This is a genomic window from Chitinimonas naiadis, from assembly GCF_054780835.1.
On sequence record NZ_BAAGVO010000004.1, the window covers coordinates 1921084 to 1937773 of the forward strand.

General features: G+C 62.7%; 13 protein-coding genes and 1 pseudogene. 8 read left to right on the plus strand and 6 right to left on the minus strand.

Annotation, left to right across the window (positions count from 1 at the left end; translation table 11 throughout):
- Window positions 1-14: 14 nt before the first annotated feature.
- From ACYVHK_RS15345 to ACYVHK_RS15365, 5 genes and pseudogenes are all read right to left on the minus strand, one after another.
- Window positions 15-2294 (minus strand): FdhF/YdeP family oxidoreductase, encoded by a 2280-nt coding sequence (locus ACYVHK_RS15345; protein ID WP_460533814.1) that lies wholly within the window; start codon window positions 2292-2294, stop codon window positions 15-17.
- A gap of 200 nt (window positions 2295-2494) precedes the next feature.
- Window positions 2495-2599, minus strand: coding sequence for an MFS transporter small subunit (locus ACYVHK_RS15350; protein ID WP_460533816.1), 105 nt, complete (start codon window positions 2597-2599; stop codon window positions 2495-2497).
- A gap of 37 nt (window positions 2600-2636) precedes the next feature.
- Window positions 2637-3926, minus strand: a pseudogene (locus tag ACYVHK_RS15355) (L-lactate MFS transporter); the annotation flags it as partial.
- A gap of 301 nt (window positions 3927-4227) precedes the next feature.
- Window positions 4228-4929: a hypothetical protein gene (locus ACYVHK_RS15360; RefSeq protein WP_460533818.1), complete on the minus strand. Its 702-nt coding sequence runs from the start codon at window positions 4927-4929 to the stop codon at window positions 4228-4230.
- Between the two features lie 193 nt (window positions 4930-5122).
- Window positions 5123-6019 carry a LysR family transcriptional regulator gene (locus ACYVHK_RS15365; protein WP_460533820.1) on the minus strand — a complete coding sequence of 299 codons (897 nt, stop codon included), beginning with the start codon at window positions 6017-6019 and terminating at the stop codon, window positions 5123-5125.
- A gap of 149 nt (window positions 6020-6168) precedes the next feature.
- On the opposite strand from ACYVHK_RS15365, the gene ACYVHK_RS15370 reads away from it, so the two are divergent.
- The 5 genes from ACYVHK_RS15370 to ACYVHK_RS15390 all read left to right on the plus strand — a co-directional run bounded on the left by ACYVHK_RS15370 (window position 6169) and on the right by ACYVHK_RS15390 (window position 10683).
- On the plus strand, window positions 6169-6798 hold the full coding sequence (locus ACYVHK_RS15370) for a hypothetical protein (RefSeq protein ID WP_460533822.1): 630 nt from the start codon (window positions 6169-6171) through the stop codon (window positions 6796-6798).
- A gap of 31 nt (window positions 6799-6829) precedes the next feature.
- Entirely contained in the window at window positions 6830-7483 is a 654-nt protein-coding gene (locus tag ACYVHK_RS15375) for an NAD(P)-dependent oxidoreductase (RefSeq protein ID WP_460533824.1), read from the plus strand.
- 25 nt (window positions 7484-7508) lie between these two features.
- A complete protein-coding gene (locus ACYVHK_RS15380) occupies window positions 7509-7952 on the plus strand; it encodes a nuclear transport factor 2 family protein (RefSeq protein ID WP_460533826.1) in 444 nt (147 codons plus the stop codon).
- A 123-nt stretch (window positions 7953-8075) separates the two neighbouring features.
- Entirely contained in the window at window positions 8076-9275 is a 1200-nt protein-coding gene (locus ACYVHK_RS15385; protein WP_460533828.1) for a multidrug effflux MFS transporter, read from the plus strand.
- A gap of 91 nt (window positions 9276-9366) precedes the next feature.
- Window positions 9367-10683 (plus strand): DUF3422 family protein, encoded by a 1317-nt coding sequence (locus tag ACYVHK_RS15390; RefSeq protein ID WP_460533830.1) that lies wholly within the window; start codon window positions 9367-9369, stop codon window positions 10681-10683.
- Window positions 10684-10847: 164 nt separating this feature from the next.
- On the opposite strand, the gene ACYVHK_RS15395 is transcribed toward ACYVHK_RS15390, so the two are convergent.
- Window positions 10848-11804 (minus strand): DUF4198 domain-containing protein, encoded by a 957-nt coding sequence (locus tag ACYVHK_RS15395; protein ID WP_460533832.1) that lies wholly within the window; start codon window positions 11802-11804, stop codon window positions 10848-10850.
- 143 nt (window positions 11805-11947) lie between these two features.
- Between ACYVHK_RS15395 and ACYVHK_RS15400 the strand changes: the two genes are divergently transcribed.
- From ACYVHK_RS15400 to ACYVHK_RS15410, 3 genes are all read left to right on the plus strand, one after another.
- Window positions 11948-13519 (plus strand): DUF2271 domain-containing protein, encoded by a 1572-nt coding sequence (locus ACYVHK_RS15400; RefSeq protein WP_460533834.1) that lies wholly within the window; start codon window positions 11948-11950, stop codon window positions 13517-13519.
- A gap of 76 nt (window positions 13520-13595) precedes the next feature.
- Window positions 13596-14243, plus strand: a complete 648-nt coding sequence (locus ACYVHK_RS15405; RefSeq protein ID WP_460533836.1) for a PepSY-associated TM helix domain-containing protein — start codon at window positions 13596-13598, stop codon at window positions 14241-14243.
- Window positions 14244-14410: 167 nt separating this feature from the next.
- The gene (locus ACYVHK_RS15410) at window positions 14411-16606 is read left to right on the plus strand and encodes a TonB-dependent receptor plug domain-containing protein (protein ID WP_460533838.1); all 2196 of its coding nucleotides are present in this window, start codon (window positions 14411-14413) and stop codon (window positions 16604-16606) included.
- The last annotated feature ends 84 nt before the right edge of the window (window positions 16607-16690 follow it).

Consider the following 16690-nt stretch of genomic DNA (forward strand, 5'->3'; position numbering starts at 1 on the left):
CAACAGCTCTTCCACTAGACGACAGCGGCCTCGGCCGTACTCAGGCTGAGTATGACCGGCACCGATTTCGAGGCCGGCGTGCGCGCGCGATCCGCCATGCTGCTCAACGGCACCAGATTGTTGGTCTCCGGGTAGTAGCTCGCCAGGCAACCCTCGGGAATGTCGTACTCGACCAGCAGGAAGCGCTTGGCCTCGCGCATGCCGTCATGCCAGACCGAGGTCATGTCCACCCATTGGCCGGCTTCGAAGCCCAGCCGCAGCAGATCCGCCTTGTTGATGAAGCACACGCGGCGATGACCGAATACACCGCGATAGCGATCATCCAGGCCATAGATCGTGGTGTTGTACTGGTCGTGGCTGCGTACCGTCATCAGATTGAAGACCGGTTGCTCGCCATGCTGCGCGCGCATCGCCTTGATCGGCAGGTCGGTCGGCACTGGATGCGCCAGGAAACGCGCCTTGCCGGTAGCGGTCTTCCAGTCGCGCTCGCGCGCCGAATTGCCCAGGTAGAAACCACCAGGCACATGCACGCGCTTGTTGAAGTCATCAAAGCCGTCGATCACCTCGGCGATCTTGTCGCGGATGCGGTCGTAGTCCTCGACCAGCCACAGCCATGGCGTCTTGCTTTCCGGCAATGTCGCCACCGCCATGCGGGCAACGATGGCCGGTTCGGACAGCAGATGCTCGGAGGCCGGAGGGTTCATGCCGGCCGAGATATGCACCATGCTCATCGAATCCTCGACCGTCACACCCTGCGGGCCATTAGCCTGGATGTCGATCTCGGTCCGTCCCAGGCAGGGCAGGATCAGGGCATCGGCACCGTGTATCAGGTGGGAGCGGTTGAGCTTGGTCGTGACGTTCACGGTCAGCGCACATTTTTTCAGTGCGATCTTGGTGCGGTCGGCATCCGGCGTGGCGACGGCAAAGTTGCCCCCCATGCCGATGAACACCTTGCCCTCGCCGGCCAGCATAGCCTCGATCGCGCCCACCACGTCGTGGCCGTGCTTTTCCGGTGGCGTGAAGTTGAAAGCCTTGCCCAGCTTTTGCAGGAACAGCGGGCTGGGCTTCTCATAGATGCCCATGGTGCGGTCACCCTGCACATTGGAATGGCCGCGCACCGGGCACGCGCCAGCGCCCGGCTTGCCGATATTGCCCTTGAGCAGCAACAGGTCGACGATGGCCTGGATGGTTGCCACCGAGTGCTTGTGCTGCGTGATGCCCATGCCCCAGGTGCAGATGGTGGCACGGCTCTGGATATAGATGGCCGCCGCTTCGCGAATCTGCGCTTCGGACAGGCCGGACTCCTCGACGATGGTAGCCCAGGATTCAGCCAGCACATCGGCCTTGAAGCTGGCAAAACCATCGGTATGCGCGGCAATAAAGGCTTCATCGATATCCCCGGCTTCCAGCACCACCTTGGCCATACCCTTGGCCACCGCGAGGTCGCCACCGATACGCAGTTGGTAATAGCTGGAGGCAATCTGGCTACCCTGGCTCGACAACATGTCGCCGGGGCTCTGCGGATCGGCAAAGCGCTCCAGCCCGCGCTCGCGCAAGGGGTTGAAGACGACGATGCGGCAACCGCGCTTGGCCGCCTCGCGCAGCGTGCCCAGCATGCGTGGATGGTTGGTGCCGGGGTTCTGACCAAAAATGAAAATCGCATCCGCCAGCTCGAAGTCGTCCAGCGTGACGGTGCCCTTGCCGATGCCGATCTGCTCCTTCATGGCCGTACCCGAGGGCTCATGGCACATGTTCGAGCAGTCCGGCAGGTTGTTGGTGCCGAACTCACGGATAAACAGCTGATACAGGAAAGCCGCCTCGTTGGAGGTCCGGCCCGAGGTATAGAACAAGGCTTCGTCGGGGTGATCCAGCGCCTGCAGATGGCGGGCGATCAATGCAAAGGCTTCGTCCCAGCTCGCGGGCACGTAACGATCAGTCGCCATGTCGTAGCGCATGGGCTCGGTAAGGCGCCCCTGCCCTTCCAGCCAGTAGTCGTCGTGAGCCATCAGCTGCGCCACGGTATGGCTTTCGAACAGCGAGCGGTTGACCCGACGCTCGGTCGCTTCTGCCGCCACCGCCTTGGCACCGTTCTCGCAAAATTCAAACGTGGAGTGATGGTTCTTATCCGGCCAGGCACAACCAGGGCAGTCAAAGCCATCCGGCTGGTTCGCATGCAGCAGGGTGGTCACCCCGCGCCCGACGATACCCTGCTCATGGATATGCTTGAACACACTGCGCAACGCACCCCAGCCACCGGCCGGCTTGTTGTAGAACTTGATCGCCTGCTTGCTCATACCTGTCTCCCTGGATTAGCGGCTGGCACAAAGGGCTTGATAGGCATGTATTGCACCTGCCAGGCCCCTTGTGTCAACCGCCCGTCTTAATACGCTTTCTGAGACCGCCTGCGCCAGTGTGGATTCCCGAGGGTCTCCTCACCTGGCAGTAAAAAACCCGCCAGGGTTTGCACCTTGGCGGGTTTTTCTTGCACGACCGATCAGGCAAACAGCGCCAAGGTCTTCTTGATGGTCTGGTAGATACCCCAAGCCAACGGCAGGGACACGTACAACCAGAGGATCAAACCCTTTGTCTTTGCATTCATGGCTCAGGTCTCCTTACTTGGTCACAAAACGGGTATCAACAGGTTTGATCAGCAGGTTGGCGATCAAACCAACGACCAACAGGCCAGCCATCACGTACATGGTGGTGTTGTAGGCCTGAGCCTTCGCCACGCCTTGGGCGATCTGGTACTCACGCATGTAGTTCACGATGATCGGGCCCAGTACGCCAGCCACTGCCCAGGCGGTCAGCAGACGGCCATGGATGGCGCCGACGAAACGAGTACCGAACTTGTCCGACAGGTAGGCCGGGATGGTCGCGAAACCACCACCGTACATCGACAGGATCACGGCGTACAGCACCACGAAGAAGCCCTTGCTACCGGCCGAACCTGCGGAAGGAATCGAGGCGTAAAGGACGGCACCCAGAAGGAAGAACACCAAGTAGGTTGCCTTGCGCCCGATCTTGTCGGACACGCTGGACCAGAAGAAGCGACCACCCATGTTGAACAGCGACAGCAGGCCCACGAAGCCGGCAGCCATGGCAGCGGTCACCGAATCCTTGAAGATTTCCTGGATCATCAGCGAAGCCTGGCCCAGCACACCGATACCGGCGGTCACGTTCATGCACAGCACGATCCACAGCAGCCAGAACTGCGGGGTCTTGTGCGCAAGGTCGACATCGACGTAGGAGGTACCGGACAGCTTGTCGGCGCTGGTGACTTCGACATAACCCTCAGGCTTCCAGCCTTCTGCCGGCAGACGCACGGTGAAGGCACCCAGCAGCATGGAGAAGGTATAGAGCACGCCCATGACCACGAAGGTCTCGGTGATGCCGGCGGTTGCTTCCGTCTTGAAGTGTTCCATCAGCATCACGGCCAGCGGAGCACCGATCATGGCGCCACCACCGAAACCCATGATGGCCATGCCGGTTGCCATGCCGCGACGATCCGGGAACCACTTGATCAGGGTCGAGACCGGCGACACATAGCCCAGGCCCAGGCCGATACCGCCAACCACACCGTAGCCGAGGTACAGCAGCCACAGCTGCTGCAGATGGATACCCACTGCGGAGATCAGGAAGCCGCCACCGAAGCACAGGGCCGAGGTGAACATGGTTGCGCGCGGGCCAACCCGTTCCAGCCACTTGCCGCCAAAGGCAGCCGACAGGCCCAGGAACACGATAGCCAACGAGAAGATCCACCCCAGATCGGGGATAGACCAGCCATAGGCCTTGTTAAGTGGCGAATTGAACACCGAGAACGCGTAGGCCTGCCCGATACACAGGTGGATGGCCAAGGCGGCAGGGGGAATCAACCAACGATTGAAACTCGGATCAGCGATGCTGTGACTCTTGTCCAGCGATGCCAGCAGACTCATCTAGTTGCCCTCTTTTTTTGTACCGTACGACTGGATTGTGAATAAACCCTGGGTCATGGATATGACCATGCGAGGCTAACTGAAAGCGATGTCAATCGCTACCATGCCAGGGGCATTTGGCGCATTAGAAACGATTTATATTTCACCAACAACGGAACAATTTACGTCCCGTGGTGCTTGCGCTGGACTTTTGATCAGAGCCTTGTACAGACTGGCTTGTAGCTCAACCGACACACTCAGTCACCAGTTATGACAACGGCCTATGACAATGGGTTTTGCGCAAACATCGCCATCAGGAATGGCTGTAGACCAAGAGCTCGGTCCGCCCTTCCAGAATCCAGTTCATCAAGGCCACTTTTTCGTGACCAATATTGATCTGGACACGGGCAAGGCGCTGCATGGCAGCATGGAACTGGCCAAGCTCGCGATAGATTTCTGCCGCCAGCAGATCGTAGAGCTCATTACCGGTCGCCAAGAGGCTGAGATGCCGGCTGAGGTTCTGGTGGAACTGGGGTTCGGCGCGCCGCCAGCTCGCCCCTTGATGGCGACGCCGGGTATCGTTATGCAGCCGCCAGAGCCGCTGCCGCAAATCGATCTCGTCATCCGGATGTCCGGCATTGCCAGCCTGCAAGGCCGCCTGCACGGCATCTTCATCGAGCGTGGCAACCACCGGTGCCAGGAGATATCGTTCGAGCAAAGCAAGCTCCCGTGCCTTGCCAAAGCGCGGCAACAGTCGCCAGCCATCCTTCATGCGGAAATCGAGCTCCTCCACGCTGGACGGCTGCACCCCTACCCGTTCCGCCTCGGACTTGCGGAACAGCTGGCCGCACTGGCCACAGCCCACCACTTCGGCCGGCGTATGCCAGAAGCCATGCCTGACCCGCAGATCGGACCAGACCTCCACATGCCGACGGTGCGAAGTATCGAGCGCCTGGCAGCGCTGCCAATGCAGGCAGTAAGGACACGCCAGGACACGAGCTGAGCCGGGCCGCATACCACTCCCTGTCTATTATCGTAATTGTGCTGCGCTTGTCCTGGCTGGGCCGGGCCAGCTTCCTGATCTAATACGCCTTACGCTTCAAGGTGTAAGCAGGATAATCCTACGAAAACCCGCTCGCCACCACGCCACCAAATGGTCTGGAAGCGTCTACCGCCGGTGGTGTCGTTGCATTCTTGCACTGCAGCATTCAATGCTTGCCCAGCTCTGCCTGCAAGAAATCGATCAACGCCCTGACCTTGGCCGGCAGATAGCGGGCCCGCGGATAGACCGCGTAGATACCGGCTCGCGGCAGGCGCCAGTCCGGCAACAGCTCCAGTAGCTCGCCCTTTTCGAGATCCGTCCGGATCATGTAATCAGGCAGCACCGCCACGCCCACGCCAGTACGGGCACACTGCCGTACCACGCTGGCGCTGTTGACCCGCATGACCGCCCTACCGCGTATGGTGTCCTGCCCATCACCCTCACGGGCGCTGAACTGCCAGGTCAGCGGCGCAGGCAGCACCGTCAGCGCCACCCAGGGCTGACCATGCAGATCCATCGGCCGCCTGGGCACCCCCATGCGGGCCAGCAGGGCCGGGCTCGCCACCGGCACCTGCTCAAAACCGCCGAGCTTGACCGCCTTGAGACTGGAATCCCTGAGCACCCCGCCGCGTATGGCGAGGTCCAGCCCTTCGGCCAGCAGATCCAGCGAGCTGTCGCTAGCTACCAGCTCGATATCCAGTGCGGGATGTAGCGCCGCAAAACGAGCCAGCAGGCCGCCAAGGACGGAATCGCTGTACGCCAGGCCTGCCGTAACCCGCAACCGCCCATCTAGCCGACCACCTGCGCTGATGCGCACGATGGCGTCCTGCAGGCCTAGCAGTAGCGGTGCACAGTCAGCGTGGAGCTGCTCGCCTGCTTCGGTCACCGCCACCCGTCGTGTGCTGCGGGTAAAGAGCGACACGCCCAGCTCCGCTTCCAGCCGCCCGATCTGCAGGCTGACCTGGGACTTGGCCTGCCCCAGCCGCTCCGCCGCCGCAGTGAAGCCGCCGGCATCCACCACGGCAGCAAACACCGCCAGCCGGTTCAGATCGATCTGTTTCATCCTTGCTCCCGCGATTGGGGTTTATGGCGCGACATGGGCACAACGCCATCGTTCTTGATTCAAGAACAATGAATTGTGCTTTCCCGCGTTTATCTGATCAATCAAAACCCGCAAGATGCCGCCATCGACTGACCCAGGCCATCCACACCATGTCCTTGCAACTCACCCTGCTATTCGACCCACTCTGCGGCTGGTGCTACGGCGCCCACCCTGCGCTCACGGCCGTAGACGCTGCGCTCGCACCGGACTGGACCCTGCTGCCCACCGGCCTGTTTGCGCACCCCCAGGCCATGACAGCGGAACGCGCACGCTTCTTCTGGCAAAACGATCGGCGCATCGCCAGTCTGACTGGCCAGATATTCAGCCCGGCTTATCGCAGCCAGATACTGGATGACCTCAACGAGCCCTTTGACGCCAGCCTGGCAACCCTGGCCTGGCAGTGGATCACCCACGACAAGACCGAGCTCGGACTGACCGCGCTGCAAGGGTTGCAGGCACTGCGTTACGAGCATGGTCTGCACTACCGCATCGACACGCTGACCCGCTTTGCCACCGGCTTTGGCCTGGAGGCCGAACGATTCCGGCAACAACTGGCCAGCGGACCGACGCCGCCCTTGCTCGCCGTACGGCAGCAAGCGCTGGCACTGATGCAGCAGCACCGCCTGCAGGGTGTGCCCGCACTCTTGGTCCGGCACGGCGATGCCATGCTCCCGGTCGACGGCCGACTGCTCTACGACCCCAGCGCCCTTGTGGCCAGCCTTGCACGCATGACGCACTGACTCCTCTTCACCCACCGACAAGGACTACATCATGAAAATCGCACTGATCGGCGCCACCGGCTTTGTAGGCAGCGCACTTCTGACCGAAGCCCTGCAACGCGGCCACGACGTCACCGCCCTGAGCCGGGACCCGGCCAAGCTTGCCCCGCAGGCGCATCTCACCGTGGTACAGGCCGACGTCTACGACAGCGCCCAGGTTGCCCGCGCCGTTGCCGACAGCGACATTGTGATCAGCGCGTTCAATCCGGGCTGGGACAAGGCCGATATCCACGACCTGTTCCTGCAAGGCCAGGCGGCGATCGTCGCGGGCGTGAAGGCGGCTGGCGTGAAGCGCTTCATCACGGTCGGCGGCGCCGGCAGCCTCTACATCGCACCGGGCCTGCAACTGATCGACACTCCGGAATTTCCGGCGGAATGGAAGCAGGGCGCACTGGCTGCCCGTGAAGCACTGAAACGCATCCAGTCCGAGCAGGCGCTGGACTGGACCTTCGTCTCGCCGCCGGTCTTCCTGGCACCGGGCGAGCGTAGTGGCCAATATCGCCTCGGTACCGACGATGTCCTGTTCGACGGCGACAAGCCCGCCGGAATTTCCGTGGCCGACCTTGCCGTCGCCATCGTCGATGAAGCCGAGCAGCACCAACACCCTCGCCGCCGCTTCACCGCCGCCAGCCAGACAACCGCCTGAACAAGACAACAAGGAGCAGATAGCCATGAAGACCTTCCTGATCGCACTGACTGCGCTCTGCCTGGCACAAGGCGCCTGGGCCAAAGGCACTCCGCAAGAAGAAGCCAACAAGCGGACCGTGCTGGCTTTCTACGAGAAAGGCCTGAACCAGAAAGATGCCGAGGCGGCCATCAAGTACTTCGGCCCCTACTACAAGCAGCACAACCCGTCTGCCGCAGATGGTGCAGAGGGCTTCAAGCAATTCATTGCCTACCTGCGCCAGGAAGAACCGGAATCACATAGCACCATCAAGCAGGCCTACGCCGATGGCGACTACGTGATCCTGCATGTTCACGCCGTGCGCAAACCGGGTGAGCGCGGCAGTGCCATCGTCGACATCTTCCGCCTCGACAAGGGCAAGATCGTCGAGCACTGGGACGTCATCCAGGACATCCCGGAGAAAGCCGCCAACCCCAACAGCATGTTCTGATCGCCTGGGTTAGACTTCGGCCATCCCCGCACCCTGCCGACGCTCCGGCAGGGTGCATGCATTTTCAGCCTGGCTGCGCAGCCATTCGCGCCAGCGTTTCCCCTTTTCTCCGCAAGGGTCCCAATGACCGACACCTCCCCACCCCACGGCAGCTTCCTGCCTCCCTGGCTGATACTGCTGGGCGCCCTGATCGGCATCGCGCCGCTGTCCATCGACATGTACCTGCCGAGTTTCCCGGCCATCGAGGCGGCGCTGGGTCGCGGTGCACAGCTGACACTGGCCAGTTTCTTCATCGGCCTGGCGCTGGGTCAACTGGTCTATGGACCGGTCAGCGATCGCTACGGTCGCAAGCCGCCGCTCTATGTCGGCCTAGCGCTCTATGTCGCCGGTTCGCTCGGCTGCCTGTTCGCGACCAGCATCGAACAACTGGCCCTGCTGCGCTTCGCCCAGGGTCTGGGTGGCTGTGCCGGCATGGTATTGGCCCGTGCCGTGGTCCGCGATCGTTGCGAGCCACGGGAGGCCGCACGTGCCTTCTCGCTGCTGATGCTGGTCATGGGCCTTGCCCCCATCCTCGCCCCGCTGCTGGGCGGCTGGGTGCTGACCGTCGCCGGTTGGCAGGCCATCTTCGGCGTGCAGGCCGGGTTTGGCTTTGCCTGCCTGCTGGCCGTCCACTTTGGCCTGGCAGAATCGCACGACATCCGCCATGCCGAACCGCTGCAGTTCGGTCGGGTACTGCGCGGCTACGCCGAACTCCTCGGCGAGCGCGGGTTCCTGGGCTACACCCTGGCCACCGGCCTCGCCCAGGCCGGCATGTTCGCCTATATCGCCGGCTCGCCACTGGTGCTGATCCAGCAGTACGGCATCGCTCCCCAGCATTACGGTTGGGTGTTTGGCAGCAACGCACTGGGGCTCATCGCCGCCAGCCAGCTCAATGTCAGGCTGTTGGCCCGCACTTCGCTGACCACGTTGCTGCGCCGTGCCTTGTGGATGCCCGCCCTCGCCGGTACCGCCCTGCTGCTGATCAGCCTGCTGGGCCAACCGCCCCTGCCACTTTTGCTATTGGGCCTGTTCCTGTTCGTGGCCAGCCTGGGCTTCATCTCGCCCAATGGCTCGGCCGCTGCGCTCGCCGGCCACGGTCAGCGGGCTGGCAGCGCGTCCGCGCTGATGGGCGCGCTGCAATTTGGTCTGGCGACGCTGGCCGGCATCGCCATGGCCGCCTGGCGTACCGATACGGCCCTGCCACTGGCCACCGCCATGGCCTTCTTCGGTGTCGGCTCACTGCTTGCTCACCGGCTGTTGATCGGTCGCACCACGCAGGGCTGACGCTGGCGCCGACCAACGGTTATGTTGCATCGCAACATAAGCCGCGCGATTGCACTACCCTTGCAGTATCTGTCCTGCAAGGGAGCGTGCGATGGAAACCCTCTCCGATCCACTTACAAGCGCCTTCAGGCTCAATGAGCACCCGCAGCGGCGCAGCCTGTGCCACGAAGCCCACGCCCGAGCCCAGCTCCCCATCAGCACGCCGGCGCGGGTTTCCTACCTGGCCTACTTGCATCGCAACCTCAGCCCTTCGCAAGAGCTATGGCTTTATCGGGAACTGGCGACCCACTATGGCCTGCCACCACCCGAGCCGGCCGCCAGCAGTTTCAACGCCCACCTGGGGCATTGTCAGTTGCGCTGGGTGCGGCATGGCGAATTCTCCGCCCTGACCATCATCCTCCCCGGCGACACTGACCATCCCTTTACCGACACCGCCCTTAGCCAACTACCACCGGCCTGGCTGGAACAGTTACCCGGCAATATGCTGGTCGCGGCACACGCCTACCTGCAGTCCCAGGCAGCGCTACCCGTCGGTGCCGATGCCATCGCCAGCCGCTATTTCGAGCACCATGAGCTGATCGGCGCCGAAATCGGCGACGGCGCAGGCCGGGCCTACACCGACTATCAGCTGCACCCGGATGGTTTTTCCCGCTATCTGGTGGTGGATCGCCAGTTGGGCCACCGCCAGGGTGGCCGCATGCTGCAAAGGCTGTTCGAAATCGACACCTATCGCATGCTGGCTTTTCTCGCCCTGCCCATTGCCAGGACCATCTCGCCGGAACTGGCGGAAGCCGACAACGAACTGGCCGAGCTGACCGGTGCCATGTCCCATACCCATCAGGGCAACGAACCACAACTGCTGCAACGCCTGACACAGATGGCAGGTCGCATCGAAAGCGCACTGTCCCGCACCGACCATCGCTTCACCGCCGCACGGGCCTATCACGAAATCGTGCGGCATCGCATCGCCGAGCTGCGGGAAGGCCGTATCCAGGGACTGCAGCCCTTCCAGCAGTTCATGGAGCGCCGGCTCGGTCCCGCCATGGATACCTGCGGCACGGTAGCCCGCCGACAGCGCGAACTGGCCGAACGGGTCAACCGCGCCACCGCCTTGCTGCGTACCCGGGTGGATATCTACCGCGAGCAGCAAAACCAGCAACTACTGACCTCCATGGCACGCCAGGGTAGCCTGCAGCTACGGCTGCAAGAGACGGTGGAAGGCCTTTCCATCGCCGCCATCACCTACTACGGCGCGGGCCTTGTGGGCTACCTGTTCAAGGCCGCCAAGAGCACCGGCATCCATCTCAACGTCGAGCTCGCCACCGCGATCTCGATACCGGTGATCGCGCTCTGCCTGGCATTGGGCTTACGGCGTATGCGCAGCGTGCTGAAGCGCGAGTATGGCTAAGCGCAGGTAGCGGCGGCGAGGGAACGACCAGGCCGCGGTAGGGTGGATGAGCCGAAGGCGCTGTCCACCCGATTCTCACGCAATCGTCCCGCCACAAAAGCAAACCGCCCCAACCAGAAGGTATGGGGCGGCGGCATGCTGCTCACACTGTGTCAGCTAGCTGCTCAACGCATCACTTCAAACGTCAGGCTGTAGCTATAGCTGCGCGGTGCCGGTGCGGCGGCGCGGTCGCGCTGCGCAGCGGGGTAGTTGGTCAACAGGATATAGGCACCCGGGGCATCGAACTTGACCTTGCCACGACCCTTGTCGTCGGTCTTCAGCTCGGCGTATTCCTTCTTCTCGTCGTAGAAGTTGCCGGCCCGGGCGATTTCCACGGCCACGTTCGGCAGCGGCTTGCCATCTTCCAGCAGTTCGAATTCGAAACCCTGGTCCACATAGATGTCATTGGGGTGGGTGATCGGCCACAGCTCGAAACCCTGGCCACTCGGCTTGGTGGCGGCAACGCTGGGCGCCCCCTTGCTGACATAGGTCTCGGCCTTGCTCACAGCCTTCACTTCTACCACTTGCATATCCGGTGTCAGGGCCGATTCCTCGACAAAGCGGGGGCGGGCCGGCGGCGTGGCAGGCGCGCCTGCCGCCGGGTTGGCCAGAGCCGCTGCCTGTGGGTTGGCTCCGGCAGGTGGAGCCGGACGCTGCGCTGCAGGCTGGCCACTAGGCTGACCGCCCATATTGGCCGGACGGACCATGCGCCAGCTACCGTCCACAAAGGCCAGCTTGCTGGTACGGACCAGGTCATCACCGGTGGTCAGGCGATAGGTACCCTTCTCGGTGACCGGTGCTTCGATGGCGACGTAGTCCTTCAGCGTGGTCACGCCTTCCAGCTTGACGCGCGCGCCAGCCGGGCTGATCGAATAGTAGTTGCCGTTGCGGATTGGGCTTTGCGGAATGAAGAACACTTCATTGCCGATTGCGCCCTGCACGCTCACGTAGTCGCGGGTGATAGCGAACTGGGTGGGCAGCAGATAGGGACCGCCATGCGCCAATACGGACGGTGCCAGCACCGTCGCAGCCACGCCAAGCAGCGCCACCGATTTCTTGAGTTGCATGCCAACCAGTTTCATCGCCTTCTCCGCCTTGTCGCTTGAAATAAAGAAAATAACGTGAAGATGATATTGAAAGGAATTCTCATTTGCAAGACAATCGCAGTCTTCGATGGCCCTGAATCGCGCCGGTGGCGCAACCCTACTACGCGGGAGAGAACTACATGCGGCATACCCCCTGGCACATGACCCTAGGCGCTCGGCTACTAGCCGCCGCCGGCTTGCTGACGCCCTTTGCTGCCCAAGCCGCAGCGCTGCAGTTCGACGCCGACCTGCCGGCCACCACCGCCGCGCAATCCGCCGAGGCTGCCAGCTGGCGCTTCCATGCCGATCATGTACTGGGTACCTCGCTCGACCTCGTCGCCGTCGCGGGCGACGAAGCCACCGCGCAAGAAGCATTGGCTGTCGTCCGGGCCGAAATCGACCGATTGGATCTGGTGTTGAGCAGCTATCGCCCGGACAGCGAGCTGAGCGCCCTGAACAGTTGCAGTGAAATGCAGGTATCGCAGGACCTCTACAACGTGGTGGCCGCTTGCGAGCAATGGCGTACCGTCACGGCCGGCGCCTTCAGTGGCCGCCTGGGCCACGCCCTGCAGCAATGGCAGGATGCGGCACAAGCCGGCGAGCTGGACCTGGCCGCCCTGCAGCAATCCGTCGCCAAGGCCGCTGCGGCCACGGTGACCCTGGACCCCGCTAGCCGTACCATCCGCCGCCCTGAAGAAGTCCGTTTCGCCATGGACGCGCTGGCCAAGGGCTATATCATCGACCGCGCCATCATCGCCGCCCGCAAGCAGGTGGCCGGCCTGGACGGCCTGATGCTCGACATCGGCGGCGACATGCGCAGCTGGGGCAAAGCACCGCAGACAGGCGGCTGGCAGGTTGGCGTGGCTCACACCGCCCGCCTGGCCGATAACGGCCCGGTCGCGGCCGTGCTGCAACTGAACAACCAGGCGGTTGCCACCAGCGGCCGCGGCATGCGCGACCTGCAGGTCGGCGATAACCTGTATGGTCACACTCTGGATCCCCAGACCGGCTCCGCCGCCAGCCTCATCAGCAGCGCCACTGTGATCGCACCGCAAGCGGCCGACGCCGATGCCCTGGCCACCGCCCTGTCGGTGCTGTCGCCCGCCCAAGGCCTGGCCATGATCGCCAAACTCCCCGGCGTGGAAGCCCTGCTGCAACTGGCCGATGGCCGCCAGTTCAGCTCCGGTGGTTGGCACAGCGTCGCCGCCCAGCGCGAAGCCCGCGCCCCGTCCCTCATCCATACCGCCGACGCAGCCGGCACCCCCTGGCCGGCCGGCTTCAGCACCAATATCGAATACGAAATCCCCAAGATCGATAGCGACAACTACAAGGCGCCGTTCGTTGCAATCTGGATCACCGACCAGAACCGCAACATCGTCCGCAACCTGACCCATCTCGGCAATCAGGAAAAGTGGATCGATTCCAACTATGTCTGGTGGCGCCGCTACGGTCGTAAGATCGAAAAGCTCGATGCCGTGACCAAGCCGACCCGCAAGCCCGGCAAGTACGCGATCGCCTGGGATGGCAGCGACGAAGAAGGCAAGAAGGTCACCCAAGGCAAGTACCTGGTCCACATCGAAGCCTCGCGCGAGCATGGTGGCCATACCTACCAGACCTTCGAACTGGAACTGGCCGCCAAGCCGTTCAGCCAGCCGGTTCCTGCCAAGGAAGAATTGGGCGCCGTCACCTTGCGTTATGGCAAAGCGATCTGATCCGCCGAGCGCTATCGCCATGTTTTAATCGGGCCGGGTAATGTTTGCCCGGCCTGTCGTTTCTGGAAGAGCCCGTATGAGCAGCAACCCGCCCGACACCCACATGCACAAGCCCGTCGCCAGTGCACGCCGCTTCGACAAAAGCTGGTTCTATCGCCAGTCGCGCATGCTGCATGCCTACCTGTCGGCCTTCGCCTTTATCGCGCTGATGTTCTTCTCCCTGTCGGGCCTGCTGCTCAACCATCCGGACTGGTTCAAGGGCAAGAACAAGGCGGTCGACAACAACTTCAAGCTCAGTGCAGCCGAGCTGGCCGAGGCCCAGAAGTCGGACGACCACGCACGGGCACTGGCCGCCATCGTCGCCAGCCATATCCCGCTCAAGGGTGAATTCAAGAGTGGCGAGATCATCGACGGCGAGGCACAGATCCGCTTCGAAGGCGTCAGCGGCAAGTCCGATCTGCTGGTCACGCTCGCAGACGGCCAGGTCGACGCCACCGTCGAGCGTGCGACCGTCACCACCATGCTGCACGATCTGCACCGCGGCAAGAACAGCGGTCGCGCCTGGTTCTGGATCATCGACATCAGCGCCATTCTGGTGCTGCTGCTTTCGATACTGGGCTACGTCCTGTTCTTCACCCTGCGCTTCCGGCTTGCTACCAGCCTGAAACTCACGGCAGTCAGCCTGGGTCTACTCGGCCTCGTGCTGCTGGTTTTCGTGCCTTGACCCCGCCCCCAAGGGGCCGCCGCGTTCACCCGGCAGTCAGCCAAGATCCAGCAAGCTTTGTTACAAGTTTTAACGGCTTTGCACGAGCTTCAGCAACATGGCTCGGCGATACTATATATGTCGATAACCATTCTCAACTGACCATGACCCGACCGGCCCGAACCGCCTTGCGAATCCCCCTGACCTCCCTGACGCTGGCCTGCGCTGCCAGTTGGTCTGTCATGGCGGCAGACGCGCCGGCCCCCGCAGAAAACGACACCGCCAAGCCGGCCGCCGAGCGAACCGATGCCATCGTCGTACAAGGCAAGAGCAATGTGGAAACGGCGATACGCCGCAACCAACCTGCCAGCAAGATCATCGTCGGTCGTGAAGAACTCGATCGCTATGGCGACAGCAGCGTCGGGGACGTGCTGAAGCGCCTGCCTGGCGTCACCATGGGCGGCCCTCCCGGTCGTGGTAGCGGCATCCGCATGCGCGGCCTGTCGGAGGGCTATACCCAGATCCTGATCAATGGCGAACCGATGGCGCGCGGCTTCTCGCTGGAATCGCTGTCTCCGGACGCCATCGAGCGTATCGAAGTCATGCGGGCGCCGGTTGCCGAGCACAGTGCCCGTGCCATTGCCGGCACCATCAATATCATCCTGCGTGAGGACTATGTCGCCAAAGCCCAGCCCGCTCAGGCGCGTATCGCCATGGCGGTGGAAGACGGCCGAGTCCAGCCCCGTGTCGACCTGCAGTGGGGCAACAAGGTGGATGACATCAACTACACCCTCAGTACCGGCTACAACCGCAACAACCGCGCCAACAGCAATACCGCCACCGAACAAGGTACCGGTCGCGATGGCCAGCTCTACGACGAAGCCCGTAGCAACAACAGCAAGTCGTCCGGCTACAACCTCAACTTCTCACCCCGCATCACCTGGCGCATCGATCAGGGCAACACCCTGACCTTCCAGCCCTTCCTGATGCACAACGAGAACAAGAGCCATACCGAATCGACCGTGACCCGCCTCAGCGGCGAACCGGCCAGCTATGCCCTGGCAGTCAGCGATAGCGAATCGCAGATGGACATGGCACGCGGCTTTGGCAACTGGAAGCGCCAGTTCAGCGACGGTGCCAAGCTTGAGGCACGTTTCGGCTTCAACACCAATCGCTCGACCAACAGCAGCCATCGCGATGAATACGATGCATTCGGCGTCGGCAGCCGTAACACCGACGACACCTCGGTTGTGCGGGACAAGGGTTTCACCACCGGCGGCAAATGGTCGAAGCCGATGGGTGAGGACAATTCGCTGGCCGTGGGCTGGGATATCGACCTCAGCCGTCGCGAAGAAACCCGCACCAAGCTGATCGACGGCAGCCCCTATATCACCGACGCCGGCGACGACCTGACAGCTCGCACCAGCCGCTATGCACTGTTCGCCCAGGACGAATGGAATATGGGCCCGCAATGGTCCGCCTATGCCGGCCTGCGCTGGGAAGGCATCAAGACCCAGAGCACCGATGCGCTGGGCGATACCAACAACACCAGCAGCGTGTGGAGCCCGATGCTGCACGCCATCTACCGCATTCCCGACAGTACCAAGGACCAGTTGCGCGCCAGTCTGACTCGCAGCTACAAGTCGCCCAATATCCGCGACCTGATCTCCCGCCCGGTGCTCTCGGAGGACGACAACACCCGCAGCGATCCGGACCGCGCCGGCAACCCCAACCTCAAGCCGGAACTCGCCTGGGGTCTCGACCTCGCCTACGAGCACTACTACACCCAGGGCGGCCTCGTCAGCGCCACGACCTTCATCCGCCAGATCGACAACCTGATCCGTCGCGACACCGCACTGGAAAACGTCGATGGCGAGCAGCGCTGGGTCTCGCGTCCGCGCAACCTCGGCAAGGCCACGAGCTATGGCGTGGAGCTGGAAGCCAAGTTCCGCCTGGCCGAGTTGATGGAAAACGCCCCGCCGATCGACCTGCGTGCCAACTACAGCCGCTACTGGTCCAAGGTCGATGACATCCCCGGCCCGAACAATCGCCTGGATGAGCAGGTGCCGGAGCTCTTCAACCTGGGTCTCGATTACAAGCTGAGTGGCATCCCCCTGACGCTCGGCACCAGCATCAACCTGGTACCGAACTACACGGTACGCACGACCGAATCCGAGTGGAAGGACGTGGATGCCAAGCGCCAAGTCGACATCTACGGCATGTACCGCTTCAGCTCCACCGTGCAGCTGCGGGTTACCGCCAGCAACCTGCTGCACCAGGACTATGTCACCACCGTCCGGCAGACCGGCGCGGGCGCAACGCAAAGCAGCACCCGCACCCCGACCTATACCCAGGTCATGGCCATGCTGGAAGTGAAGTTCTAGACCTCGCGCTATCGTTAAATACGCGCTCGCAGCGAAAGCCACACCGCCCTGCCCCATGGCAGTCGTCAGACAAAAGGCCGTAGC